Origin of the sequence: Pseudaquabacterium rugosum (assembly GCF_038066575.1) — a bacterium.
Lineage (GTDB): Bacteria > Pseudomonadota > Gammaproteobacteria > Burkholderiales > Burkholderiaceae_C > Pseudaquabacterium > Pseudaquabacterium rugosum.
This window is the reverse complement of sequence record NZ_JBBUTF010000009.1, coordinates 51,024-75,659: the sequence shown is the minus strand read 5'-3', so window position 1 is coordinate 75,659 and position 24,636 is coordinate 51,024. Positions and strand designations below refer to the sequence as shown.

The 24,636-nt window shown below is 73.9% G+C and carries 17 protein-coding genes; 8 read left to right on the top strand and 9 right to left on the bottom strand.

The window, feature by feature from the left end; all coding sequences use genetic code 11:
* The first annotated feature begins 39 nt into the window (after nt 1–39).
* The 8 genes from xylB to AACH11_RS11610 all read left to right on the top strand — a co-directional run bounded on the left by xylB (nt 40) and on the right by AACH11_RS11610 (nt 14,661).
* Nucleotides 40–1,533, top strand: a complete 1,494-nt coding sequence (gene xylB / locus AACH11_RS11645) for a xylulokinase (protein WP_341374400.1) — start codon at nt 40–42, stop codon at nt 1,531–1,533.
* A 121-nt stretch (nt 1,534–1,654) separates the two neighbouring features.
* Nucleotides 1,655–2,131 carry an SRPBCC family protein gene (locus tag AACH11_RS11640; RefSeq protein WP_341374399.1) on the top strand — a complete coding sequence of 159 codons (477 nt, stop codon included), beginning with the start codon at nt 1,655–1,657 and terminating at the stop codon, nt 2,129–2,131.
* A 137-nt stretch (nt 2,132–2,268) separates the two neighbouring features.
* Complete coding sequence (locus AACH11_RS11635) at nt 2,269–4,635, top strand: protein-disulfide reductase DsbD family protein (protein ID WP_423228733.1); 2,367 nt, start codon at nt 2,269–2,271, stop codon at nt 4,633–4,635.
* A gap of 190 nt (nt 4,636–4,825) precedes the next feature.
* Nucleotides 4,826–7,114 carry a polysaccharide deacetylase family protein gene (locus tag AACH11_RS11630; RefSeq protein WP_341374397.1) on the top strand — a complete coding sequence of 763 codons (2,289 nt, stop codon included), beginning with the start codon at nt 4,826–4,828 and terminating at the stop codon, nt 7,112–7,114.
* A 178-nt stretch (nt 7,115–7,292) separates the two neighbouring features.
* On the top strand, nt 7,293–8,588 hold the full coding sequence (locus tag AACH11_RS11625; RefSeq protein WP_341374396.1) for a fumarylacetoacetate hydrolase family protein: 1,296 nt from the start codon (nt 7,293–7,295) through the stop codon (nt 8,586–8,588).
* 255 nt (nt 8,589–8,843) lie between these two features.
* On the top strand, nt 8,844–12,197 hold the full coding sequence (locus AACH11_RS11620; protein ID WP_341374395.1) for an ATP-binding protein: 3,354 nt from the start codon (nt 8,844–8,846) through the stop codon (nt 12,195–12,197).
* 22 nt (nt 12,198–12,219) lie between these two features.
* On the top strand, nt 12,220–14,052 hold the full coding sequence (locus AACH11_RS11615; RefSeq protein ID WP_341374394.1) for a putative bifunctional diguanylate cyclase/phosphodiesterase: 1,833 nt from the start codon (nt 12,220–12,222) through the stop codon (nt 14,050–14,052).
* 171 nt (nt 14,053–14,223) lie between these two features.
* Nucleotides 14,224–14,661: a hypothetical protein gene (locus AACH11_RS11610; RefSeq protein WP_341374393.1), complete on the top strand. Its 438-nt coding sequence runs from the start codon at nt 14,224–14,226 to the stop codon at nt 14,659–14,661.
* Here AACH11_RS11610 and AACH11_RS11605 read toward each other — a convergent pair.
* The 9 genes from AACH11_RS11605 to araD form a co-directional block, all read right to left on the bottom strand.
* Complete coding sequence (locus AACH11_RS11605; protein WP_341374392.1) at nt 14,639–16,120, bottom strand: sensor histidine kinase; 1,482 nt, start codon at nt 16,118–16,120, stop codon at nt 14,639–14,641. The genes AACH11_RS11610 and AACH11_RS11605 overlap by 23 nt on opposite strands.
* The gene (locus AACH11_RS11600) at nt 16,117–16,830 is read right to left on the bottom strand and encodes a response regulator transcription factor (RefSeq protein ID WP_341374391.1); all 714 of its coding nucleotides are present in this window, start codon (nt 16,828–16,830) and stop codon (nt 16,117–16,119) included. Before AACH11_RS11600 ends, AACH11_RS11605 begins: the two co-directional genes overlap by 4 nt.
* Nucleotides 16,831–16,931: 101 nt before the next feature.
* The gene (locus AACH11_RS11595; protein ID WP_341374390.1) at nt 16,932–17,294 is read right to left on the bottom strand and encodes a hypothetical protein; all 363 of its coding nucleotides are present in this window, start codon (nt 17,292–17,294) and stop codon (nt 16,932–16,934) included.
* Entirely contained in the window at nt 17,278–17,778 is a 501-nt protein-coding gene (locus AACH11_RS11590; RefSeq protein ID WP_341374389.1) for a Spy/CpxP family protein refolding chaperone, read from the bottom strand. Before AACH11_RS11590 ends, AACH11_RS11595 begins: the two co-directional genes overlap by 17 nt.
* A gap of 130 nt (nt 17,779–17,908) precedes the next feature.
* Entirely contained in the window at nt 17,909–18,952 is a 1,044-nt protein-coding gene (locus tag AACH11_RS11585; protein ID WP_341374388.1) for a trypsin-like serine protease, read from the bottom strand.
* Nucleotides 18,953–19,105: 153 nt separating this feature from the next.
* A complete protein-coding gene (locus AACH11_RS11580) occupies nt 19,106–20,482 on the bottom strand; it encodes a hypothetical protein (protein ID WP_341374387.1) in 1,377 nt (458 codons plus the stop codon).
* Between the two features lie 133 nt (nt 20,483–20,615).
* Nucleotides 20,616–21,614, bottom strand: a complete 999-nt coding sequence (locus tag AACH11_RS11575; RefSeq protein ID WP_341374386.1) for a Bug family tripartite tricarboxylate transporter substrate binding protein — start codon at nt 21,612–21,614, stop codon at nt 20,616–20,618.
* Between the two features lie 51 nt (nt 21,615–21,665).
* The gene (locus AACH11_RS11570; RefSeq protein WP_341374535.1) at nt 21,666–22,376 is read right to left on the bottom strand and encodes a ribonuclease activity regulator RraA; all 711 of its coding nucleotides are present in this window, start codon (nt 22,374–22,376) and stop codon (nt 21,666–21,668) included.
* A 63-nt stretch (nt 22,377–22,439) separates the two neighbouring features.
* Entirely contained in the window at nt 22,440–24,182 is a 1,743-nt protein-coding gene (araD, locus tag AACH11_RS11565) for an L-arabinonate dehydratase (RefSeq protein WP_341374385.1), read from the bottom strand.
* Between the last annotated feature and the right edge of the window lie 454 nt (nt 24,183–24,636).

Sequence of the window (24,636 nt, the reverse complement as noted above, 5' to 3'; positions counted from 1 at the left end):
GGACCGCCGCGCGTCCGCCCTCCACGACCGCCACGCCCCATGTACATCGGCATCGACCTCGGCACCTCCGAACTCAAGGCCCTGCTGCTCGACGAGCGCCACCGCGTGCTGGCCTCGATCGGCGAGCCGCTGACCGTCCAGCAGCCCCAGCCCCTGTGGCGCGAACAGGATCCGGCCGACTGGTGGGCCGCCTGCGACCGCGCGCTGGCCCGGCTGCAGGCCTGGCAGCCGGCCGCCATGGCCCGGGTGCGGGCGATCGGCCTGTCCGGCCAGATGCACGGCGCGGTGCTGATCGACGCCAAGGATGAGGTGCTGCGCCCGGCCATCCTCTGGAACGACGGCCGCAGCGGCGCCGAGTGTGCCGAGCTGGAGCGCCGGGTGCCCGATCTGCACCGCATCGCCGGCAATCTGGCGATGCCCGGCTTCACCGCGCCCAAGCTGCTGTGGGTGGCGCGCCACGAGCCGGCGGTCTTCGCCCGCGTCGACGGCGTGCTGCTGCCCAAGGACTGGCTGCGGCTGCAGCTCTCGGGCGAGCGCGTGGGCGAGATGAGCGACGCCGCCGGCACGCTGTGGCTGGACGTCGCTGGCCGCTGCTGGAGCCACGAGCTGCTGGGCGCCTGCGGCCTGCGCGAGAGCCAGATGCCGCGCCTGGTCGAGGGCAGCCAGGTCAGCGCACGGCTCAAGCCCGAGCTGGCCGCGCGCTGGGGCTTGCCGGCCGACGTGGTGATCGCCGGTGGCGGCGGCGACAACGCGGCCAGCGCCATCGGCATGGGCGTGGTCGAGCCCGGCCAGGGCTTCGTCTCGCTGGGCACCAGCGGCGTGATCTTCGTCGCCGGCGCCGGCTTCCGGCCCAACCCGGCCCAGGCCGTGCACGCCTTCTGCCACGCGCTGCCCGGGCGCTGGCACCAGATGAGCGTGATGCTCAGCGCCGCCGCCAGCCTGCGCTGGGTGACGCGGCTGCTGGGCCGGGCCGACGAGGCCACGCTGCTGGCCGAGGTGGCGCAGCTGACGCCCGCGCAGCGCGCCGGCGCACCGGTCTTCTTGCCCTATCTGAACGGCGAGCGCACGCCGCACAACAACCCGCATGCCCAGGGCGTGTTCTGCGGCCTGCATGCCGGCCACGGCGCGGCCGAGCTGGGCTATGCGGTGATCGAGGGCGTGGGCTTCGGCCTGGCCGACGGCTGGCAGGCGCTGAACGCCGATGGCGGCGCGGTCGCTCCGGCGCTGTCGCTGGTCGGCGGCGGCGCGCGCAGCCCGCTGTGGGCGCAGCTGCTGACCAGCCTGCTGCGGGTGCCGCTGCTGACCCACAGCGGCGGCGAGGCCGGTGGCGCACTCGGCGCCGCGCGCCTGGGCTGGCTGGCCGATCTGGACGCCCAGGGCGTGGCCGAGGCCTCGGCGCTGGCCACCGTCTGCCCGCCGCCGCCGGTGGCCGCGCGCTACGTGCCCGATGCCGACGAGGCGGCCCGCCTGGCGCCGCGCTACGAGCGCTTCGGCGCGCTCTACCGCGCGCTGGCGCCGGGCTTCAGCGCCTGAGCGGTCGCCGCTCGACACCGTACGGCGGTCGATGCCGGCTAGCATCGGCCGCTGTACGGCGACGCCGGTCGGCCACCCTGGCGGTGGCGGCCACGGCCCGCCGGTCTCACCAGGAGCCGCGATGTCCGATCTTCCCCTGCCCGAACCCGTCCCTGGCGTGCGCGAGGTGCGCCTGCAGCGCGTGCTGCGGGCCCCGCCCGAGGTGGTCTACCGCGCCTTCACCGATGCCGCGGCGATGGCCAAGTGGTTGCCCCCGCGCGGCTTTGTCTGCGAGGTGCAGGCGATGGACGTGCGCGTCGGTGGCCGCTTCCGGATGAGCTTCCGCCACCTGGCCAGCGGCGCGGCCCACGGCTTCGGCGGCGAGTACCTGCTGCTCGAACCGGGCCGCGCCCTGCGCTACACCGATGTCTTCGACGACCCCGGCCTGCCCGGCGTGCTGACCGTCGACGTGCGGCTGCGCGAGGTCGACGGCCTGTGCGAGCTGCACGCCGTGCAGTCCGGCATCCCCGACGTGATCCCGCTGGCCATGTGCCATCTGGGCTGGCAGGACTCGCTGGACCAGCTGGCCGCGCTGGTCGAGGCGCCGGCCGCGGGCTGAGCCGGGCCCGTGGTGCGGGGTGGCCGCCGCGCCCCGAATGCCCGCTTCACCGACGGGTGGTGCCGGCGCGTGACAATCGGCCGGACCTGCACGCCCGCCGCCCGGCGGGATGGTCCTGGCCCTGTCCCCTGTCGCCGATGAGCTGCCTTCCGACTGCCGTGTCCGCCCTTGCCGCCGAACCTCGCTGCGCCGGGCGCGCCGTGTCCACGCCGGCCGTGGCCTGGGCGATCGGGCTGGCCGCCGCGCTGTGGCTGCCCGGTCCGGCCGGGGCGGCTTCGTCGGTGGTCACCACGCCCCAGGTGCGCGCCGAGCTGATCGCCCATGCGCCCGAGGGCGTGGGCCCCGGCAAGCCGCTGTGGCTGGGCCTGAAGATCGAGCACCAGCCGCACTGGCACACCTACTGGAAGAACCCGGGCGATTCCGGCCTGCCGACGGCGTTGCAGTGGACGCTGCCGGCCGGCGTCGACGTCGGCGAGATCGACTGGCCGACGCCGCAGCGCCTGCCGATCGGCACCCTGGTCAACTTCGGCTACGAGGGCCCGGTGCTGCTGCCGGTGCCGGTGCAGATGCCGGCGACGCTGCCGCAGACGTCGGCCATCGGCGCTGGGGCCACGGCCTCGGCCGGCACGCTGCCGGTGCGCCTGCGCGCGGACTGGCTGGTCTGCAAGGAGGTCTGCATCCCCGAGGGCGGCGACTTCGCGCTCGATCTGCCGATCGCCGCCGCCACCGCCGCCCACGCGGCCCTGTTCGAGGCCGCCCGCGCCGCGGTGCCACGCCGGCCCGAGGGCGCCCGTGTCGACAGCCGCTTCGACGGCGACGCGCTGGTGTTGCGCGTCCACGGCCTGCCGGCCGACTGGCGCGGCCGGCCGCTGACACCGATGCCGGAGACGCCCGCCGTCTTCGTCCATGCCGCCCCGGTGACCACCGCCTGGGACGGCCCGGTCTGGACCGCGCGCCTGACGGTCGACCCGATGCGCATGGACTCGCCGCCGCGGGTTCCCTTGGTGCTGGTCGCCGAGGGGCGGCCGCAGGGCCTGCGCGTCGAGGCCGCGACGGCCGAGGGCTGGCCGGCGCAGGCGCCGGTGCCGGCCCTGGGCGCCGCGGCATCTGGGGCGGGGGGCGGTGCGGTGGGTGGTGCGGCGGTTGGTGCGGGCGCGGCACCCGTCGCCGCGCCGGCCGGCGCCGGTCCGGTCGGGCTGTCGGCCGAGGGCGGCGTCGCGGCCAGCGGCCTGGGCCTCAGTCTGGTCCTGGCCTTCGTCGGCGGCCTGATCCTGAACCTGATGCCCTGCGTGTTCCCGGTGCTGTCACTGAAGGTGCTGGGCTTTGCCCATGCCGGCGCCGACCGCCGCGCCCAGCTGGCCGGCGGCCTGGCCTACACCGCCGGGGTGGTCGCCAGCTTCGTCGGCCTGGCCGGCCTGCTGCTGGCGCTGCGCGCCGGTGGCGAGCAGCTGGGCTGGGGCTTCCAGCTGCAGTCGCCGCCCTTCGTCGCGGCGATGGCCACGCTGTTCACGCTGATCGGCCTGAACCTGGCCGGCCTGTTCGAGGTCGGCACGCTGCTGCCCGGGCGCTGGGCGGCGGCCCGCGCCCGCCATCCGGTGGCCGACCATGCGCTGACCGGCGTGCTGGCCGTGGCCGTGGCCAGCCCCTGCACCGCGCCGTTCATGGGCGCCTCGCTCGGGGCGGCCTTGACGCTGCCGCCGGCCCAGGGCCTGCTGGTCTTCGTCGCCCTCGGCCTGGGCATGGCCGCGCCCTATCTGGCCGCCAGTGCCTGGCCGGCGCTGGCGCGGGCCTTGCCGCGGCCGGGCGTCTGGATGCAGCACCTGCGCCAGCTGCTGGCCTTCCCGATGTTCGCTACCGTGCTGTGGCTGCTGTGGGTGCTGGGGCTGCAACTGGGGCTGGATGCGGTGGTCGCGCTGCTCGGCCTGTTGCTGGCGCTGGCGCTGGCGGCCTGGGCGCTGGGGTCGCCGGCGCTCGGCCGGCGCGCGCGCATCGGCTTCGGCCTGCCGGCGCTGGCGCTGCTGGCCGCCGCCGTGCTCTGGGCCTGGCCGGCGCTGCGTGCGGATGCGCTGTCCCCGGCATCGGCCCCGGCGGGCGAGCGCACCGGCGTGGCCGGCGGCGCGGGCGATGCCGCCAGCCCCTCGGCCCAGGGCATCGACTGGCAACCCTGGAGCGCCGGGCGGGTCAGCGAGGCCCTGGCCGCCGGCCGGCCGGTCTTCGTCGATTTCACCGCCGCCTGGTGCGTGACCTGCCAGGTCAACAAGCGCGGCACGCTGGCCGCCGACGCGGTCAGCGCCGCCTTCCGCGAGCGCCGGGTGACGGCGCTGCGTGCCGACTGGACCCGGCGTGACCCGGCCATCTCGGCCGAGCTGTCCCGTCTGGGCCGCAGCGGCGTGCCGGTCTATCTGGTCTGGCTGCCGGGCCAGGCGCAGCCTCGGCTGTTGAGCGAGCTGCTGTCGGTGCGTGAGGTGCTGGCGGCCATCGACGGCCCCGCCGCCGCGCGCTGAGTCCCTGCGCGGCGCGCGCCGCGGCCCCCCGGAACAGGTGGGTGAGCGCTCACAAGATGTCACGAGCGGACGCTTCCGGACCATGGCTGGCGCGCATCCGCGGCCGCATGATCGGCGCCTCGGCCAGCGCGGCCGGACAGTCCGTCATCGTTGGGAGACGGCGCCGCGCCGGACCGCCGGACTCCAGAACATGAGCATCTCCCTGATCGGCGGCGCGCTGCGGCGTGCCCCGTCCCGCCTGCGCGCGCGCCTGCGCCGCGCCGCCCGTCCCCTGTTGCCGGCGCTGGTCGCCACGCTGCTGGCCGCCCTCGGCGGCGTCTGGCCGGCGGCCGCCGGCGCCGCGGGCGTCAGCGCGCCCGACACGTTGACCCTGCTGGTGCCCGATGGCGCCGACCTCGGCGCCTGGCAGGCCAAGGTCTGGATCGACAGCGCGGCCGAGGAAGGCCTGCGCCTGCAGATCATCACCGACAGCCAGTTGCTGGCCCTCGGCAGCGCGGCCGCGCAGAAGATCGCCGGCCTGATCGTGCCTGACAGCGCGCACCTGCGCGCCAGCGAGGCGGTGATCGCCGCCGTCAAGCAGTACGCCTACACCGGTGGCCGGCTGATGCTGGTCTACGACGCGGGTGCGCTGACGGCCGCCGGCACCTTCCCCGCCAGCGGACCGAACCGGTTCTCGGACCTGGTCGGACTCGACTACACGCTGTGGAACAGCGGCGCGGGCGCGGCGACGATGGTCGGTTTCGGTCCGGTCGTCGGCACCCGGGCGCGGCTGGACAGCCTGCAGGTGCCGCCGGGCAAGTACCTGCCCTACCAGGCCCCGCTGAGCCTGAGCACCACCGCCGCCAGCACCGCCTTCGTCGCCGCCACGGCGGCCGATCCGGGCGGCTCGACCCGCATGGCCGACGTGCTGCGCGCCCGCGTGGGCAAGGGTGCGGACGAGGGCTCGGCCCGTGTGCGCCAGCGGCGCAATGCCGAGTTCGCCCGCCTGCTCGGCCTGAACATCGAGCCCAATCCGGCCGTGCGCTATGACCGCCGCAACACCGCGGCCTGGCCGGCCCGCAGCTACCACGTCTACGACCGCCGCCTGCTCAGCGGCGCCGAGGTCGACGCGGTGCTCAATGCCGACGGCGCCAGCGCCACCGAGCGCACGGTCAGCGCCGGCACGGTGGGCGACGGCTCGCTGCAGGCCATCAGCGGCTATGGCTACGGCGCGCTCGGCTACTACAGCTACGTCACCACCGGCACCTTCCCGGGCACCGTCTACCTGTCCTCGCCCGAGCACGGCCTGGTGGCCGGCGTGCGCGGTTATGGCAGCGGCCAGGTGCTGTTCGTCAATCTGCCGCTGGGCTACTTCAAGGCCATGGGCACCGACGGCATGCTGCTGCACGGCTTCCTCGACCACTTCGGCCGTGATCTGGTCGGTGCGGCCTCGATGTCGGTGCAGCCGCGGGCCCAGGGCGGCCTGGTCTACAACTGGCACATCGACGATGGCGACGATCTGCGCGTGGACACGCAGGCCCTGCTCGACCGCAGCACGGTGTTCCGGCGCGGCCCCTATTCGCTGCACCTGACGGCCGGCCCCGACGTGATCAGCTTCGGCGACGGCAACGGCATGAACCTGGACGCCGACAGCACCTCGCAGGCCCTGGTGCGCCGGCTGGCCGGCATCAAGGTCTGGTCCCAGGGCAAGTCCGTGCCCCACGTGCTGGGCTCGCACGGCGGCTGGATCCACGACTACTGGGGCGCCAACGCCAGCGAGACCAATGCCTCGGAGATGACCTGGCTGCTGCAGCGCAACTTCGACGCCATCGAACGCGTGACCGGCCAGCGCATCACCGAGTACAGCTCGCCGGTGGGCAACACGCCGACCTGGGCCGTGCAATGGCTGGAGAACCGCGGCGTCAAGGCGATGTACCTGACCGGCGACAGCGGCTCCGGCGTGGTGCGCAGCTGGCGCTCCGGCGCCCGCCTGACCCGCGATCTGTGGACGATGCCGATCACGCCCCAGGGCCGCTGGGCGACCTTCGAGGAGTTCGACATCAACGGCGTCGGCGATGCCACCACCGGCCAGTGGCTGCTGGACCTGCAGAGCTTCGCGGTCAACCACCGCACGGCGCGCATGTTCTACAACCACCCGCCGGGTGCGCTCGGCCACCTGAACCCGCTGAACGCGGTGCTGACCCGCGGTGACCGGCTGCAGGCCAACGGCCGCTTCAGCTGGTACACGATGACCGGCCTGGCCGAGTTCTCGCAGAAGCGCCTGCAGACCAGCTGGGACGCCGGCATGGCCTGGGGCCTGGCCTGGTTCAGCGCCGGCAATGCGGCCGGCCTGGCCGACCAGAGCTGGCTGCTGCCGAAGTCGCGCTACTACCTGCCGGTGGTGATCAGCGGCAACGGCACGGTCCAGGCCGACGCGACGAACTGGATCGTGATCGCCGAAGGCGGCACCCAGATCCGCTTCACCGCACTGCCGCGCTGAGCGCTGAGGACCGACGGCGGCGGCGCCAGCTCTTGAGCCTGCGCCTGCGCCTGCGCCGCCGACCGTCGGGCCGCGGCCTTCTGTGCGTCCGCGCCGCGCCGGGTGGCGCCGGAACGCGTCGACGGCCGGGCAAGTCCGGACGGGGACGCGCAGGTCCGGCGCTATGCTGGCCGGCATCATGTCCGACGTCCAGACCCCCTCTGCCGCCAACGCCACTGCCACCGCCACCCCGGCCGCGCTCACGCCGCCCGGCGCCGCCGCCGCGCTGACCCCCGCCCGCGTGCTGCCGGCCGATGCCGCCCGGGCGGTGCTGATCGGCCGCCTGTGGGTGCCCGGCAGCGGCCCGGTGCTGGTCACCGTGCACGGCGAGCGCCTGCTCGACATCTCCACGCTGGCGCCCACCTGCGCCGAGCTGCTGGAACGCCCCGACGCCGCCGCCGCCGTGCGCGCCCTGCGCGAGGCCCATGACAGCCTGCCGCTGGAGCCGGCCCGCGCCACCTGGCCGCTGGCCACGGTGCTGGCCGCCAGCGACGGCAACGCGCGGCCCGATGCCGATGCCGGCGCCGTGCGCCTGCTCGCCCCCTGCGACCTGCAGGTGGTCAAGGCCAGCGGCGTCACCTTCGTCGCCAGCCTGCTCGAACGGGTGATCGAGGAACAGGCCCGCGGCGACGCCGCACGCGCCGTCGGCATTCGCCAGGCGCTGGCCGGCATCCTGGGCGACAACCTGGCCGACATCGTGCCCGGCTCGCCGCAGGCCGCCGAGGTCAAGCGCGTGCTGATCGAGCGCGGCGCCTGGTCGCAGTACCTGGAAGTGGGCATCGGCCCCGATGCCGAGATCTTCACCAAGGCGCCGGTGCTGGCGGCCGTCGGTTGCGGCGCGCGCGTCGGCATCCTCGAGTCGTCGGCCTGGAACAATCCGGAGCCCGAGGTGGTGCTGGCCGTGGCCAGCGACGGCCGCATCGTCGGCGCCAGCCTGGGCAACGACGTCAACCTGCGCGATGTCGAAGGCCGCAGCGCGCTGCTGCTGGGCAAGGCCAAGGACAACAACGCCTCCTGCGCGATCGGCCCCTTCATCCGCCTGTTCGACGACGCGTTCACGCTCGACACGGTGCGCGGTCTGGAACTGTCGATGCAGGTCGAGGGCCTGGACGGCCATCAGCTGCAGGGCCACAGCTCGATGGCGCGCATCAGCCGTGATCCGGCCGATCTGGCGGCGCAGGCGATCGGCGCGCACCACCAGTACCCGGACGGCCTGATGCTGTTCCTGGGCACGATGTTCGCGCCCACGCAGGACCGCCACGGTCCGGGCCGCGGCTTCACCCACGAGGTCGGCGACGTGGTCACGGTGGCCACGCCCGCGCTCGGCGCGCTGGTCAACACCGTCGACCACTGCCACCGGATCACGCCGTGGACCTACGGCCTGCGTGAGCTGATGCGCGATCTGGCGGCGCGCGGGCTGCTCGGCGCCGCCTGATCCCGGCCCTCCGGGTGAGGGCCTGCCGGTCGTTCCCGGACGCTGTGCCCGGGGTCTCGGCCGTGGTCCGGGGCAGACCGCGTCTGCGGTGTCCGTTCCTGGCCGTCGTGTCGCGGACGCGGTTTTCCGCCACTTTTCCGCTACGCTAGACAGCTTTTGTAACAAAAGCTGTCCGTGGCCTCGTCTTCACGTCCGTCCGACCCCGCTGGCGCCCCTCCGGCGCCGCCTGTGCCGAGGCCTTCCGGTCCTGCCGCCGTGTGCTCCAGGACGTTCGGGCCCTTGGCGTGGCGGCTGCGGCGTCTGTGCGCGCACGGCCGGGTCGGTCGGGTCCTGCCGCTGCTGCTGATCGCGCTGCTGGCCGCCTTGGCCGGCCGTTGGATGCTGCTGGACAGCGCAGGCGCTCAGGCGCAGCCCCTGCTGTGGGCGTCCACCGGCGCAGGGCTGGCCTGGGTGCTGCGGCGTGTGGCCGCTGCGCCGGCGGTGTCGGACGCCGACCGGGCCGCTGCGGCGGGCTCTGCGGCCCGGGCGTCGACGGCGGTGGCCGGCGCCGGGCTGACCGGGCTGGCTTTGCTGATGCGGGTGGTGCCGGCCATGGCGGGCGGCCTGATGCTGTGGCCCGCCGCGTGGCGACCGTCGCCCGGGCTGGCCTTCACCGTTGCCGCGCTGCACGGCCTGCTGCTGCTGGGCGCGGCCGTGCTGGCCCGGCGCTGGCACATCGATCCTTGCACGCCGGGGTGGGCCGCACAGCGGCGCTGGTTCGCGACCGTGCTGCTGCTGGCCACGGCGCTGGCGGCCGTCGACCGGATGCTCGGCCTGGCGGCCGACGTGCGCGCCGCGGTGCTGGCCCATGCCCTGGGCCTGCTGCTGCTGACGCCGCTGGGCTGCGCCTGGCCCGGCGTGCGCCCGTCGCGGGACACGGCCGACACGACCGACGCGGCGTCCGTCGCCCGCCGGAGGGACGAGGTCCGCCTGGACGGCGCGCGCCAGCGCGCGGTGGTGCACAGCCTGGGCCTGGGGCTGACGCTGTGGCTGGCGCTGGCCGTCTCGCTGGCCCAGCACCAGACCCGGCAGGCCACGTTCGCCGGTCAGGCGCGCGCGCTGGCCGCCGATCTGCAGGGCCTGTTGCAGACCGCCCAGCGCGACCTCGAGCGCCTGCGCGATCTGCACTACCGCGTCGACCTCGATGACGAGGAATTCGAGCAGGGTGGCCGCGTCATCCTGCGCGACAGCCCCTGGCTGCGTCTGTTCGTCGTCATGCCGCGGGTCGAGGCGGGCCAGCGTGCGGCCTTCGAGGCCTCACCCTGGGGCCTGGACGGTCAGGCCATGCGCGAGCTCACCGGCAGCGGTGGTGCGCGTGTGGCCGCCGGTGAGCGGGACCATTTTCCCGTCCGGCGGGTCGTGCCGCGCCAGGGCAGCGAGGCCCTGATCGGCCTCGATCTGGCTGCCGACACCCTGCTGGCCCCGGCGCTGCAGGCGGCCTACACCAGCGGGCGCACGCATGCCAGCCCGCCGTTCGCCTCCTTGGCGCGCACGGCCTCCGATGCCCCGTCGCTGCTGCTGTTCACGCCGGTGCCCGACCGCCACTGGTTCATGGGTGAGCCGCTCACCCCTGAGCGGGTGCGCACCGTCATCGGCGCGGCGGTCGATCTCGGATGGCTGTTGCGCGAGGCCCGCCAGCGCGCCGGACTGGACGGCGTGAGCATCACGCTGGAAGGCGGCGAGCTGCCCGCGGCGGCCGATGTCCTGCTGCACGCCGATGGCCGTCTGCTTGGCCTGCACGACGCCGCCCGCCGGACGTGGCGGGCCGACCATGCCGGCCAGCCGCAGGCGCGCGAGCTGCTGCGCCTGGCGGACCGGCTGGTGCAGCTGTCGGTGCAGGCGCCCTGGTCCGCCGGTCTGCCCTTGCCGGGCGGCGCTGGCCTGGCGGTGCTGGCCGCCGGTCTGGCGGTGACGCTGCTGACCTCGGCCACGCTGCGCACGCGCCAGCGCCACCTGGCCGCCCTGCAGGCCGCGCACGACGGGCTGGAGCAGCTGGTGCAGCTGCGCACCGCCGCGCTGGCCGACAGCAACCGCCAGCTCGCCGCCGAGGTCGACGAGCGCCGCCGCCTGGAAGATGACCTGCGCCAGGCCAGCCAGCAGGCGCACCAGGCCAACCAGGCCAAGACCCAGTTCCTGGCCAACATGAGCCACGAGATCCGCACCCCGCTCAACGCGGTGATCGGCTACACCCAGATCCTGCTCGAAGCCCGCGATCTGCCCGACATCGCCCGCGAGCGCCTGCGCACCATCCTGGGCGCCGGCCAGCGCCTGCTGCGCCTGATCAACGACGTGCTGGACCTGTCGAAGATCGAGGCCGGCGGCCTGCAGCTGCATGCCTCGGCCTTCGATCTGCGCCAGGAGTGCGAGGAGATCGTGCGCCTGTTCGCCGACCGTGCCCGCACGCGCGGGCTGCAGCTGCACGCGGCCCTCGATCTGGAACCCCGCGAGCCGGTGCATGGCGACCGCACCAAGATCGGCCAGATCGTGATGAACCTGCTGAGCAACGCGGTGAAGTTCACCCCGCAGGGCGGCCAGGTCTGGCTGCAGGTGCGGCGCACGGGCGACGGCGTCGCCGTCGAGGTGCGCGACGACGGTCCGGGCATCGGCCCGCAGGAGCTCGGCCAGCTGTTCGCGCCCTTTCGCCAGGGGCAGGCCGGGCTCGACCAGGGCGGCACCGGCCTGGGTCTGGCGCTGGCCCGCCACATGGCCCGCGCGATGGGGGGGGACCTGACGCTGGCCAGCACGGTCGGCGTCGGCACCACCGCCGGTCTGCAACTGCCCTTGCCGCGCGTCAGCGCGGCGCTGCCGCTGCCGGCCGTCGAGGCCGACAGCGGCCCGCAGCGGCTGGATCCGGCCACGCCGGTGCACGCGGTGGTGGTGGAGGACGATGCCCACAGCCGCGACATCCTGGTGCACCTGCTGACGCAGCTCGGCTGCCAGGTCGAGGCGGCGCCCGATGGCCTGGCTGGCCTGCGCCTGATCGAGGCCCGCCGGCCGGACATCGTGTTCACCGACATCCGGATGCCGGTGCTCGATGGCCTGCGCATGCTGGGCCAGCTGCGGGCCGGCAGCCAGCCGGTGGCCCGCACGCCGGTCATCGCCGTCTCGGCCTCCAGCCTCGAACATGAGCGGCGCCACTACATCGAACAGGGCTTCAACGACTTCGTCGGCAAGCCCTATCCGTTCAGCGAGATCCACCGCATGCTGGCGGAGCACGCGGCCGCCCGCTTCATCGACGACGGTCCCGTCGACGGGCCGGCGGCGCCCTCCGATGCCACCGCTGCGACCACTGCCGCCGCCACCATCACGGCCGATGCGGTCGCGCCCGGAAGCGCCGGTCCGTCCGTGCCGAGCCCCGCCCAGCGCGAGGCCTTGCACCAGCTGCGGGCGGCCGCCGCCGACGGCCAGTTGCGCGCGGTGCGTCAGCAGCTGCAGGCCGCGGCCGCTGACCCGTCCGCCTTGCCCGAGACCCTGCTGCCTGCGCTGCACCAGGCGTGCCAGGACTACGATGTCGACGCGCTGCTGCGCCTGATCGACGATCGGCTGGGCCTGTCCTCCCCCCCGGCCTGAGACCGCGCCCGCCGCTGACCCCATGACCGACGCCATGCCCCGGATCCTCATCGTCGACGACACGCCACAGAACATCGCGCTGCTCGAGGACATCCTCGCGGCCACCGGTGCCGAACTGCTGGCCGCCACCCACGGCCAGCGCGCGCTGGAGCTGGCCGCGCGCCTGCGGCCGGACCTGATCCTGCTCGACGTGATGATGCCGCCGGGCATCGACGGCTTCGAGGTCTGTCGGCGGCTCAAGGCCGATCCGTCGACCGCCGGCATCCCGGTCATCTTCGTCACCGCCCGCACCGACGACGTGGCCCAGGGCTTCGCGGTCGGCGGCGTCGACTACATCACCAAGCCGGTGCAGGCCGACGAGGTGCGCGCACGCGTCGGCCACCAGCTCGAACGGCTGGCGCTGCTGGCCTCCCTGCAGCAGCTCAACCGCGAACTTGAGGAGCGGGTGCGCGACCGCACCGCCGAGCTCACCCGCACCAACCTGGCCCTGCGCCAGGAGGTCCAGGAGCGGCGCTACATGCAGGACCGGCTCGCCTACCTGGCCAGTCACGACTTCGTCACCCGGCTGCACAACCGGCAGGCGCTCGACGAGCAGGCCTCGCTGCGGCTGGCCCGGCTGCAGACCGAACGCAGCGGCAGCGGCGCGGTGATGATGCTGATCGACATCGACCAGTTCCGCCTCGTCAACGACAGCTGCGGCTGCATCGCCGGCGACGAGCTGCTGCGCCAGTTCGCCGACCTGCTGGCCGGCGTGGTCGGCCGCGAGGACTTCCTGGCGCGGCTGGGGGCCGACCAGTTCGCGCTGCTGGCCGAGGACCGCCACGGCGATGCCGGTGCCGGTCTGGCGCGGCTGATCCTGGAGGCCGTCGGGCGCTTCGAGTTCCGCTGGAACGGCCAGGCCTTCCGCCTGCAGGCCACGGTGGCCATCGTGCCGCTGGAGCCGGCCGTGGTGTCGTTCGATGCGCTGATGCAGCGGGCCGACGAGACCGCGCTGCGGGCCCGTCGCGAAGGTCGGGCCCGGGGCGAGCCCTGCTGGTACCGGCCGGGCAGCGGTCGCGGAGATGCGGCGCGCGATGACGCCAGCTGGGCCCTGACGCTGATGGATGCGCTGCGCCACGAGCGCTTCAGCGTCTGGTTCCAGCGCCTGCAGCCCCTGCGCCCGCCGGCCGGTGAGGGCGCGATGCCCTTGCGCCTGGAGCTGCTGCTGCGCCTGCACGAGGGGGGGCCGGACGGTCCGCTGATCGAGCCCGGCCGCTTCATCGCCCAGGCCGAGCGCTTCCACCTGATCGAGCAGATCGACCGTTGGGTGCTGCGCCGCCTGCTCCAGCTGCTGGCCGCCGAGCCCGCGCTGTGCGCGCGCATCGACCAGATCACGCTGAACCTCTCGGCCGTGACGCTGCGCGAGCCCGGCCTGGCCGCTGACATCGCACGTATGCTGGCCGGCCATCCGCTGCGGCCGCAGCAGCTGTGCTTCGAGATCACCGAAACCGAGGCCATCGTCAACCTGGAGCAGGCGCGCCAGTTCATGCGCACGCTGCAGGCGCTGGGCTGCCGCTTCTCGCTCGATGACTTCGGTTCAGGCTACGCGTCCTTCGCCCATCTGCGTGAGCTGCCCTTCGACACGCTGAAGATCGACGGCCTGTTCGTGCGCCACATGGACGAGGACGCGGACAGCCGCACGCTGGTGCGCTCGATGGTCGAGATGGCCCGCCAGCTCGACAAGCCGGTGGTCGCCGAGTTCGTCGAAAGCGAGCCGGTGGCGCGGCTGTTGGCCGATCTGGGCGTCGAATGGGCCCAGGGCTACCACTTCCATCGTCCCGAGCCCTTGACGGTCGCCGCGCTGGTCGCGGCCTGATCCACCGGGCGGCCTGCGGCCTGTGGCCGTGGCCGGGTGCGCGATGGCTGCGGGTCAAACCCGATGCGGGCGGGCCGGGCCGATCATGATCTCCTGACTTGTCGGGCCGGGTGGCGGACAGGCAGCATCCGCTCTCGCATCGTGCAAGGCTGTTCTGCAAGGAGGCTGATCATGGATCCGGAAGTGGATTTCGCGTTGTCCTCGGCCGCCGAGGCGGCCGCCCGCCTGCTGGCCATCGTGTTGTCGGCCAACGGCCGCATCGATGAGCGGGAGCTCGCCGTACTCGATCGCCTGCAGGCCTGCGAGCGCCTGAGCATCGGGCGCGATCACCTGCTCGATCTGGTCGAGCAGAACCTGCGCCACACGCAGCGGGTGCTGCGCTTCGCCTCTGGTCTGGGTCTGCCCGACCATGCCCGCATGCTGCGCCTGCAGCAGCAGGTTGATGACCCGGCGCTGCGCCTGCTGGTGTGCCGGCTGGCCGCGGCCATCATCACGGCCGATGGACAGGTCAGCGACGAAGACCGTGATGTCTACGGCTTCCTGCTCGGCCAGTGGGGCCTGACGCAGTCGATGGTGGCGCAGGCCATCATGCGCGATCGGCTGCACTGAGTCCGAGCGTCGCGATCACCCGCAGCCCGGGCGCTGCGGCCTCCAGCCGCAGCTCGCCGCCGTGGGCCTGGGTCACCAGCCGGCACAACCACAGACCCAGGCCGACCCCGCCCGCGGACCGCGTCCGCGCGGCGTCAGGGCGGTAGAAGGGCTCGGCCAGCCGGTTCAGCTGTTCGGGTGCGACGCCGGGGCCGTGGTCGCGTACCTCGATCGTCAGGCAGCCGTCCTGCGCGTGCAGCCGCAGTTCGGTCGCGGGCTCCGGCCGCTCCACCTCGCGGCGGCCATGGCGCAGGGCGTTGTCCAGCAGATTGCGCAGCAGCAGCCGGGTGCGGGCCGGATCGACCGCCAGCGGCGCCTCCAGACCGCTGAAGCTCGGCCGGATGGCCGCGGCCTGTGGATGGCGCACGCACAGCGCCTGCAGCACCTCGCCGCACAGCGTCGCCAGATCGGTGGGCTCGCGCTGCAGCACCGCGTGGCGGCCGGACAGGCGCTCGCTCTCCAGCAGGTCGCTGATCAGGCCGCCCATCTCCTGCAGATCCCGCAGCAGGGCCGCGCGTGAGGCGGCCGGCGGGCCCTCCTCGGGCAGCAGCTCGGCATGCAGACGGGCGCGGGTCAGCGGGCTGCGCAGCTCGTGGCTGATGGCCAGCAGCAGCGCGCGCTTGGCCTCCAGCATGCGGTGGATGTCGCGGCCCATAGTGTCGATGGTCTGCGCGAGTTCGCCCAGCTCGTCCGGATGGCGGCGCGCGGGCAGGGCGATCGGCTGCTCGAACTCGCCGCGGCCGAAGCGGCGCGCGCCCGCGCCGATGGCCTCCAGCGGGCGCAGCAGGCGGCGCACCGTCCACCAGGCCAGCAGCGTCAGCAGCAGCAGCACGCCGAGCGCGTGCAGGATCATCCGCGGCCGGCGTTCGAAGGCCTGGGCATCGAGGCCGAAACGCATCACGTGGCCGTCGACGGTGCGCCGGGTGAACAGCGCCTGCCAGGCCTCCTGCGCGGCCTCGTCGCGGCTGCGCGACAGGGCCAGCGGGCGAACAACGCCACCGGCCGTCTCGCCGGTCTGCGGATGGGACTGCCAGTGCAGCCGCGGGCCGTCGATGCGCACCGTCAGGGGCAGGCGGTCGGTCAGTGCCCGGGCGCGGGCCAGATCGGGCGTGCGCAGGCCGTCGCTGATGTCGGCGGCCAGGTGGTCGACATAGTCGGCCAGCAGCGGCCGGGCGGCCTCGCGCCAGCCCAGGCTGAAGGCGCGCTGGGCCGAGATCAGGAAGACCGCGCTCATCGCCAGCGCCAGCGCGAGGAACACCAGCACCAGGCGCAGCTGCAGCGAGTGGCTGACGCGCCGGCGCGCGCCGCGGCACGAGGCCAGCGCCTGGCGCAGCTCCTGTGCGAAGCGACGGCGGCGGGGCGCAGCAGGCCCGGCCGGCGGGGCCGTCGGCTGCGGCGGCTGCGGCGGCGGTCGGGTCATGGCAGCGCCCGCAGCGCGAACACATAGCCCGCATTGCGCACGGTCTTGATCGCTTCCAGCGGTTCGAGCTTGCGGCGCAGGCGGCTGACCACGATGTCGACCGCGCGGGTGTAGAGCTCGGCCTCATGGCCGCGCAGCGCGGTCAGGATGTCGTCGCGCGAGAGCACGCGGCCGCCGGCACGGGCCAGCAGCACCAGCAGCTCGTACTCGCTGCCGGTCAGCTCGATCGCGCCGCCGCCGGCCGGGCGCACCTCGCGCCGCGCGGTGTCGATGCTCAGGCCCTCGTAGTGCCAGACCGGCAGGGCCGGCGCCGGACCGGAGGGCGTGCCGCTGGCGACCGGGGCCAGCGGCGGGCGGCGGCGCAGCACGGTCTGCAGCCGCGCGACCAGCTCACGCGGCTCGAAGGGCTTGGGCAGGTAGTCGTCGGCACCGATCTCCAGGCCGACGACGCGGTCCATCACGTCGCCGCGGGCGGTCAGCATCACGATCGGCAGGTCGCTGTCGCGGCGGATCAGGCGGCACAGCGCAAAGCCGTCCATCTCCGGCAGCATCACGTCGAGGATCAACGCATCGAGCCCGCCTTGCTGCAGACGGCGCAGGCCGTCCGAGGGCCGCACCGCCTGCTCCAGCTGCAGCTCGAAGCGCTGGAAATAGGCGGCCAGCGGCGGGCCGAGGTCTTCGTCGTCGTCGATCAGCAGGATGCGCGGCATCGGGGGATTTTCGTTGCGTGCGGGCCGCGGCCGGTGCGGCCCCGCACGGCCTTGCGCAGCCGCGCGGGCGGCGTGGTCGCCCGCGCGGTCTCAGGCGGCCCTCAGGATGCCAGCCCCGTGTCGCGGCCGTAGAGCCGGCGGTGGCGCAGCAGGCGGCGGCGCAGCGTCTGCTGGGCGCCGGTGTCCAGCGCGTCCCAGGCGTCGGCCAGGCGCAGCAGCGTGACCAGGCTGTCCAGCGGGGTGGCGGTGGTGTGTGCCGGCTCGGGCAGCGCCGACGGTGCCGGCCGGCTCGCGGCGTTGTCGCGCCACAGCGACAGCGCGTGGGCGCGGTCCAACCGTGGGCCCCACAGCAGCGTCAGCCACTCGGTGTGCGGATCGGGCAGCCCGGCCAGCAGCCGCGTGCCCAGCCCGCGGGCCTGGCGGCTGAGTCCGCGCAGCGCGGCGGCCTCAACCGCGCCAGCCACGCCAGCCCCCGTGGCCCGAGCCCATGCGGGCCAGGTGATCGCGCACCTGCTGCTGCTGGGTCGGATTCAGGCTGTCGTAGAAGTCGCCGAAGGCCTGGATCACCTGCGGCGACTGGCCCTGCAGCGCCTGGGTGCGGGCCTCGGCCCAGCTGCGGGCGCGCTCGCGGTCGAAGGTCGGGCCCTGGATCAGGGCCGTCAGTTCGTCACGTGGCGAGGCGGCCTCGCCGCGCACCGACTTGCGGGCGTTCTGCAGGGCATCGGCGAGCGTCTGCAGCCGGGCCTTCTGGGCGGCGTCGAGCGTCAGCCGGCTGCTGACGCGCTCGATCATGCGCTCGCGCATCTCGCCCATGCGGGCCTCGCTCCGGCCGTGGGCGCCGGGCTCGCGCGAGGCACAGGCGCTCAGGCCACCGACGGTCAGGACCACACCGAGGCCGGTGAGCAGGCCGCGGTGCAGCCAACGGGACGTCATCATCATCTTGCGCATGGGTTCTCCGGATTCGCTTCGTCAGCGGTGGAGGTCCTGTCGTGGACCGTGCCGGCATGGTCGCGCGGCGGCGGTCGGGGCGCATCTCGATGGTGTCGCGGTTCTTTTCGGCGTGTTTCAACGCCGGTGTTCAGGCCGGGACGGTGTGGGCCGCGGTGCAGCGGCGCTGCCGCCCCAGCCCGCCGAGCAGGCCGAGGCCGGCCAGCCACAGGGCCGCCGTGCCGGCCTCGGGCACGGCGGTGACCTCGGCGATCCAGGCCTGCACGCTGGCGCTGGTGACCACGCTGTCGCCGGCGATCTCACCGAAGCTGGAGTTCACGCCGCTGAGCACGTCGCCGCTCGCGCTCTCGCCGAACGAGTGCACGCCGACCAGGTAGAGCTGGCCGTCGACCTCGACGAAGCTGCCGCCGCCGGAGTCGCCGGGGGCGATCAGCGCCTCGTCGGCGCCCAGGCCGGTGCTGCTGCTGCGCCGGCCCAGGACATTGGCCGTCTGCGTGCCGTCGTCGAAGTCGTAGAGGTTGTAGCCGGTCGTGCTGCCGGCGTAGCTGCTGTCGTACTCGTTGTAGCCCCAGTGCAGGGTGCCGAAGGTGCCGCTGGTGTAGCCGCTGTCGCCGCTGCCGGTGTAGCCGTAGCCGGCCAGCAGCACATCCTGACCGGCGCTCAGCGTGCCGTCGTAGACCGTGTAGCCGGCGATCGTGGTGATGGCGGTGTCGAGCTGGATCAGGGCGAGGTCGCTGCCGCCGCTGACCGCGCCCGTCCAGCCGCTGGCCACGATGATCTGGCTGGCGCTGCTGACCGAGGCGCTGACCGTGCCGGAGGCGAAGTTCAGGCTCAGGCTGGCGACGTCGATCGCGCCGCTGTCGTCGGTCACGCAGTGGGCGGCCGTCAGCACCCAGCCGCCGCCGGCCAGCAGGCTGCCACTGCAGCCGGTGCCGGTGTTGGTGACGAGGCTGGCCACGCCGTCGAGCAGCGAGGGCGTGCTGTAGTCGGCCTGCTCCCAGGCCGAGGCCTCGCTGGTGGTGGTCACGGCGTGGGCCGCCGGTGCGCCGAGGGCGGCCAGCAGGCTCAGCCCCAGGCTCAGGGCGAGTGGACGGGCGCGGCCCGGCGTGGCCGCGGGCTGACGTGACGGGCGCTGGAACGGGAACGGGAGCGGGATCGGGTACTGCGCGTGCATGGCGTGTGTTCGAGAGGGCGGGCCGGTGGCGTGTGCGTGCGGCCGCACTCTGTACGCCGATTGCAAAGCCGATGTTGCGAGACGGGGCCGGGCGGTGGCCGATCCCCCGCCTGGATGGGGCAGGGCCGGTCCGATGTCACGCCGTGCCGCGGGTCAGGGCCCGAGCCAGGCGCTGCGCAGGGCCTGCAGCACCGGTCCGAGCCCACCGAAGCCGGCCGACAGGGCCTCGACCGCCACCAGATCGTTGCGTTCGAGGGCCCGCAGCAGCGTCAGGTAACGCATCCACGGCCCCTCCTGCTCGGCGATCGCCGCCAGCGCCTCGGGCGGCAGCAGCAGGCGGGCCAGGCAGTCGTCGACATCGGCCTGCAGCAGTTCGGGGATCACCGTGGCCAGGCCCAGCACGTAGAGCATGGGCGCCTGCGGCTCGTGCTGCTGCTGGCCCAGGCGGTGCAGCAGCCGGGCGCGGGCCAGCGCCAGCGCGTGCAGCAGCGGGGTGCCCGGACGCCGTGGTGCGCTGCGGGCCAGCAGGCGCAGGCTGGCCTCGCGCAGGGCGTCGTCGCCGTGGCGCTTGCGGGCCTGGGCCAGCGTGGTGACGCCGCCGGTCGGCATGCCGGGCATCTGGTTGAGCTCGGACAGCAGGTGCTGGGTCACCAGCGGATCGCCGTGGCGCAAGGCCTGGCGGGCGCGGCTCTCGTCGAGCCGGCCCAGCAGGCCCAGCACCGGCAGCAGCCGCAGCGCCAGGGCCGAGGGGGCATCGGCGCCCAGCGGCGCCTCGCACAGCCCGACGCTGGCCGCCGACATCACCACCGGGCCCTGCAGCAGGCGTTCGGCCAGTGGCAGCGGCAGCGGATCGAGCAGCAGCAGCGGCAGCTCGGGCCAGGCGGTGGTGGCCGCACCGATCGCGCTCTCCCAGGCCGGGCCGTGGTCGCGCTGGGGAACCGACAGCGCCAGGAAATCGGGCCGGCCGGGCAGGCCGTCGGCGCCCGCGTCCTCGGGCCGCCAGCCCAGGCAGGCGCCGGCCTGGCGCAGCCGCCGCAGCAGGGCGGCCACCGCGCGGGTGTCGCGGCTGCTCTCGTCGGGGCGCAGCACCAGGTACATGCCGCGCCGGCACAGCGGCTCGGCCTGGCAGAGGAAGAGGTCGCGCAGCGACAGTTCGGCCAGTGCCAGCGGGTGATGGCCGAGCGCCGACTGCATCGCGCCGAAGACCGCCCGCACGGCCGCGTGGCGCTGCGCGTGCTGCACCGGCGACTGCGGCCGCACCGGCTCGCCCAGCGGGGCCATCTCCAGCCCGGCCAGCACGCCGCCGGCACCCAGCAGCGGGCGGCACAGATGGCCGACCTCGGCCGTGGGCGACCAGTCGGGGGGCGGCTCGGACAGGCGTGCGGCGGCCAGCGCGGCCGCGTGCGGCGGGGGGGCGCTGCGGGTGGGCAGCGCGCCGGGTATCGAGGGCGGTCCGCCGGCGCCCGGCCCGGGGGTGGCAGGCGTCGGCGCGGCCCGGCCGAGCAGGGAGGAGAACAGACGGAAGACCATGGCGCGATGCGGAGCCGGCCCGTGCCAGCGTCCTGCAGCACGGGCAGGTTAGCACCATCACGGGGCACGCCTGGCGGTCGACCGTGTCGTCCTCCTCGAATGCGCCGCGTGCGTCGCCGCGGCGGGCGCCCGCTCAGTTCACCGTCGCACCCGACTTGCGGATCAGCGCCGCCCAGCGCGGGATCTCGCGCGCCATCAGCGCGGCCAGCTCGGCCGGGCTGGAGCCCACCACCTCCATGCCGAGGGACGTCAGCTTGTCACGCACCTCGGGCGTCTTCAGCGCCTTGACGATCTCGTCGTGCAGACGGTCGACGACGGGCTTGGGCGTGCCCTTGGGCGCGTACACCGCCTGCCAGGAGAACATCTCGAAGCCCGGCACGCCGGCCTCGACCATGGTCGGCGTGGCCGGGCTGGCCGGCGAGCGCTTCGGGCTGGTGACGGCCAGCACCTTCATCTTGCCGGCCTGGATCAGCGGCAGCGCGGCCGTCAGCTGGTCGAACATGAAGGTGACCAGGCCCTGCGAGACATCGACCATCGCCGGCGGCGTGCCCTTGTAGGGGATGTGCTGCAGCGGCAGGTTGACCAGATCGGCCAGCAGCTCGCCGGCCAGATGCGTGGACGTGCCGGCGCCCGACGAGGCGAAGGTGCGTTGCTTCTCGTCTTTCTTCATCAGCGCGATCAGCTCGGCCACGCTGTTGACGCCCAGGCTGGTCGACACCAGCAGCACGTTGGGCAGGAAGCCGATCAGCGAGACCGGCTCGAAGTCCTTGACCGGGTCGTAACCCAGGTTCTTGTAGAGGCCGGCGTTGATGGCGTGGGTGCTGATGGTGCCGCCCAGCAGGGTGTAGCCGTCGGCCGGCTGCTTGGCCACGTGGGTGCTGGCCAGGCCGCCGCCGGTGCCCGGCCGGTTGTCGACGACGAAGGTCTGCTTCAGGCTCTCGGCCAGCTTGGCCGTGATCGTGCGGCCGACCACGTCGGTGGTGCCGCCGGCCGTGAAGGGCACGACATAGGTGATCGGCTTGGCCGTGGGCCAGGCGGCCTGGGCACGGGCGCCGGTGGGCAGGGCGGTGCCGAGGGCGGCGGCCAGCGGGGCCAGGCCGAGGCCCTGCAGCAGGTGGCGGCGGGTGGTCATGGGTGTCTCCTGTGTTCTGTCGTCTGGGAAAGGGCGCGCGTCGCGCGGGGTTCAGCGCCCGGTGCGCTCGCGCCAGGCGGCGAAGTCCTGGCGTGCGGCCTCGGTGGTCGGCGGGTACAGGCCGATGACGGCGCGGCCCTTCATCACCTCCTCCTGCACGAAGTCCTCGAAGGCGGTCATCTCGACGGCCTCGGCGGCGATCTCGTCGGCCAGGTGGGCGGGGATCACGACCACCGCCTCGGCATCGCCGACGACCACGTCACCCGGCCACACGGCGACGTCGCCGCAGCCGATGGGCAGGTTCATGTCGACGGCCTGGTGCAGCGTGAGGTTGGTCGGCGCACTCGGACGCTGGTGGTAGGCCGGCATCTCGTAACGCGCGATGTCAGGCGAATCGCGGAAGCCGCCGTCGGTGACGATGCCGGCCGCGCCGCGCTGCATCAGGCGGGCGACCAGGATGCCGCCGGCCGAGGCGGCACGGGCGTCCTTGCGGCTGTCGATGACCAGCACCGCGCCGGCCGGGCACTGCTCGACGGCCACGCGCTGCGGATGGTCGGCGTTCTGGAAGACGGCGATGCCGTTCAGGTCCTCGCGCGCCGGGATGTAGCGCAGCGTGTAGGCCGGGCCGACCATGTTGGGCAGGCCGGGGCGCAGCGGCCGCACGTCCTGGATGCACTGGTTGCGCAGGCCGCGCTTGAACAGCGCGGTGCACAGCGTGGCGGTGCTCACGCCCATCAGCTGGCGGCGGGTCTCGGGGTTCATGTCGTGGGTCATCGGGGGTCTCGGGTCGGGCGGCGGGGGCGTGGGATGTGACGGTGCGCGGCGTCAGAAGATGTCGGGCTCGGGCACCGGCGGGCCGAAGGTGGTCTCCAGGAAGTCGAAGTCACAGCCCTGGTCGGCCTGCAGGATGTGCTGTCCGAACATCCAGCCGTAGCCGCGCTGCCAGCGCGCGGGCGGTGGCGTCCAGGCGGCGCGGCGCTCGGCCAGCGCCTCGTCGCTGACGTGCAGGTGGATGGACCGCTCGGGCACGTCCACGCTGATGCGGTCGCCGGTGCGCACCAGGGCCAGCGGGCCGCCGACGGCCGCCTCCGGCGCGCAGTGCAGCAGGCAGCCGCCGTAGCTGGTGCCGCTCATGCGGGCGTCGCTCAGGCGCAGCATGTCGGTGACGCCTTGCTTGAGCAGTTTGGTGGGGATCGGCAGCATGCCCCACTCGGGCATGCCGGCGCCACGCGGGCCGGCGTTGCGCAGCACCAGGATGTCGTCGCCGGTGATGTCCAGATCGGGGTCGTCGACGGCCTTCTTCAGGCTCGGGTAGTCGTCGAAGACGACGGCGCGGCCGGTGTGGCGCAGCAGGTGCGGCGCGCAGGCGCTCGGCTTGATGGCCACGCCGTCGGGCGCCAGGTTGCCGCGCAGCACGGCCAGCGCGCCCTCGGCGTAGATCGGGTTGTCGACCGGGCGGATGACGTCGTCGTCATGCACCTCGGCGCCCTGCAGGTTCTCGCCGAGGGTGCGGCCATTGACCGTCATGACGTCGGTGTTCAGGTGCGCCCGGATGCGCGAGAGCAGGCCCGGCAGACCGCCGGCGTAGTAGAAGTCCTCCATCAGGTACTTGTCGCCGCTGGGCCGGATGTTGGCCAGCACCGGCACGCGGCGGCTGAAGGCGTCGAAGTCGTCGAGGCTGACCGGGTGGCCGGCGCGGCGGCTCATCGCGATCAGGTGGATGACGGCGTTGGTCGAGCAACCCATGGCCATCGCGCAGGCGATGCCGTTCTCGAAGTGGGCGCGGCTGAGCAGGCGCGCGGGGCTCAGGTCCTCCCACACCATCTCGACGATGCGGCGGCCGCAGGCCGCGCTCATGCGGATGTGGTTGGCATCGGGCGCGGGGATGCTGCTGGCACCGGGCAGGGTCAGGCCGCAGGCCTCGGCGATGCCCATCATGGTGGCGGCGGTGCCCATGGTCATGCAGGTGCCGTGGCTGCGGGCGATGCCGGCCTCCATCTCCTGCCAGGCCTGCTCGCCGAGCTGGCCGGCGCGGCGCTGGTCCCAGTACTTGAAGGCATCGGAGCCGGAGCCCAGCACCTGGCCTTTCCAGTTGCCGCGCAGCATCGGGCCGGCGGGCAGGTAGATGAAGGGGATGCCCATGGACACGGCGCCCATGACGAGGCCGGGCGTGGTCTTGTCGCAGCCGCCCATCAGCACGGCGCCGTCGACGGGGTGGCTGCGCAGCAGCTCCTCGGTTTCCATCGCCAGGAAGTTGCGGTAGAGCATGGTGGTCGGCTTGACCATGCTTTCGCTCAGGGAGATGGCGGGCAGTTCCAGCGGGAAGCCGCCGGCCTGGAGGATGCCGCGCTTGACGTCATCGACGCGCTGCTTGAAGTGGCTGTGGCACTGGTTGGCATCGCTCCAGGTGTTGACGATGGCGATCAGTGGCTTGTTCTTCCAGTCGTCCGCGGCGTAGCCCATCTGCATGACGCGCGAGCGGTGGCCGAAGGAGCGGAAGTCGTCGGGGGCGAGCCAGCGGGCGCTGCGCAGTTCCGCCGGGGTCTTGCGGTGGGTCGGGGAGCTCATGGGGCGAGAGTAAAGCACTAATGTATTAGTGCGTCAATGCGGGGTGGCGCTGGGGGGGTGTGGGGGCGGGGTGGGGGAAGATGCCGACGGGTGGGGGTGTCGGGTGGGGTGTTTGAGTGCGTGGTTTCGGTCCTGCGGGTGGGGGTGTGCTTGGGCTTGGGTGTTGAGGGGATTGAGCGTGGGGATCGGGCTTGGGGTGGCCGGCCTCCTCCTACGGAAAAGTCGTCGGCCGGCCACCCCAAGCCCTCACCCCCTGCCACCGCTCTGGCAGCGTGTGGTGTGGCGGCACGTGGGCGGCCAGGGGTGACGGAGCCGATGCGGATGCAGGTGCTGCTGCCATGCCGGGCCGGTGTTGGCGGATGTGATGAGCGTCGACGTGCGCGGTGCTCTGCGCGCACCGGCCGCGTGCCGGTCAGCGGGGGTGGGGGGGGGGCCCCGACGACTTTTCCGTAGG

Excerpts from the sequence above, each read along its gene's own strand:
- xylB (WP_341374400.1), top strand. The coding sequence starts at position 40 with ATGTACATCGGCATCGACCTCGGCACCTCCGAACTCAAGGCCCTGCTG.
- AACH11_RS11640 (WP_341374399.1), top strand. The coding sequence starts at position 1,655 with ATGTCCGATCTTCCCCTGCCCGAACCCGTCCCTGGCGTGCGCGAGGTG.
- AACH11_RS11635 (WP_423228733.1), top strand. The coding sequence starts at position 2,269 with ATGAGCTGCCTTCCGACTGCCGTGTCCGCCCTTGCCGCCGAACCTCGC.
- AACH11_RS11630 (WP_341374397.1), top strand. The coding sequence starts at position 4,826 with ATGAGCATCTCCCTGATCGGCGGCGCGCTGCGGCGTGCCCCGTCCCGC.
- AACH11_RS11625 (WP_341374396.1), top strand. The coding sequence starts at position 7,293 with ATGTCCGACGTCCAGACCCCCTCTGCCGCCAACGCCACTGCCACCGCC.
- AACH11_RS11615 (WP_341374394.1), top strand. The coding sequence starts at position 12,220 with ATGACCGACGCCATGCCCCGGATCCTCATCGTCGACGACACGCCACAG.
- AACH11_RS11610 (WP_341374393.1), top strand. The coding sequence starts at position 14,224 with ATGGATCCGGAAGTGGATTTCGCGTTGTCCTCGGCCGCCGAGGCGGCC.
- AACH11_RS11605 (WP_341374392.1), bottom strand. The coding sequence starts at position 16,120 with ATGACCCGACCGCCGCCGCAGCCGCCGCAGCCGACGGCCCCGCCGGCC.
- AACH11_RS11600 (WP_341374391.1), bottom strand. The coding sequence starts at position 16,830 with ATGCCGCGCATCCTGCTGATCGACGACGACGAAGACCTCGGCCCGCCG.
- AACH11_RS11590 (WP_341374389.1), bottom strand. The coding sequence starts at position 17,778 with ATGCGCAAGATGATGATGACGTCCCGTTGGCTGCACCGCGGCCTGCTC.
- AACH11_RS11585 (WP_341374388.1), bottom strand. The coding sequence starts at position 18,952 with ATGCACGCGCAGTACCCGATCCCGCTCCCGTTCCCGTTCCAGCGCCCG.
- AACH11_RS11580 (WP_341374387.1), bottom strand. The coding sequence starts at position 20,482 with ATGGTCTTCCGTCTGTTCTCCTCCCTGCTCGGCCGGGCCGCGCCGACG.
- AACH11_RS11575 (WP_341374386.1), bottom strand. The coding sequence starts at position 21,614 with ATGACCACCCGCCGCCACCTGCTGCAGGGCCTCGGCCTGGCCCCGCTG.
- AACH11_RS11570 (WP_341374535.1), bottom strand. The coding sequence starts at position 22,376 with ATGAACCCCGAGACCCGCCGCCAGCTGATGGGCGTGAGCACCGCCACG.
- araD (WP_341374385.1), bottom strand. The coding sequence starts at position 24,182 with ATGAGCTCCCCGACCCACCGCAAGACCCCGGCGGAACTGCGCAGCGCC.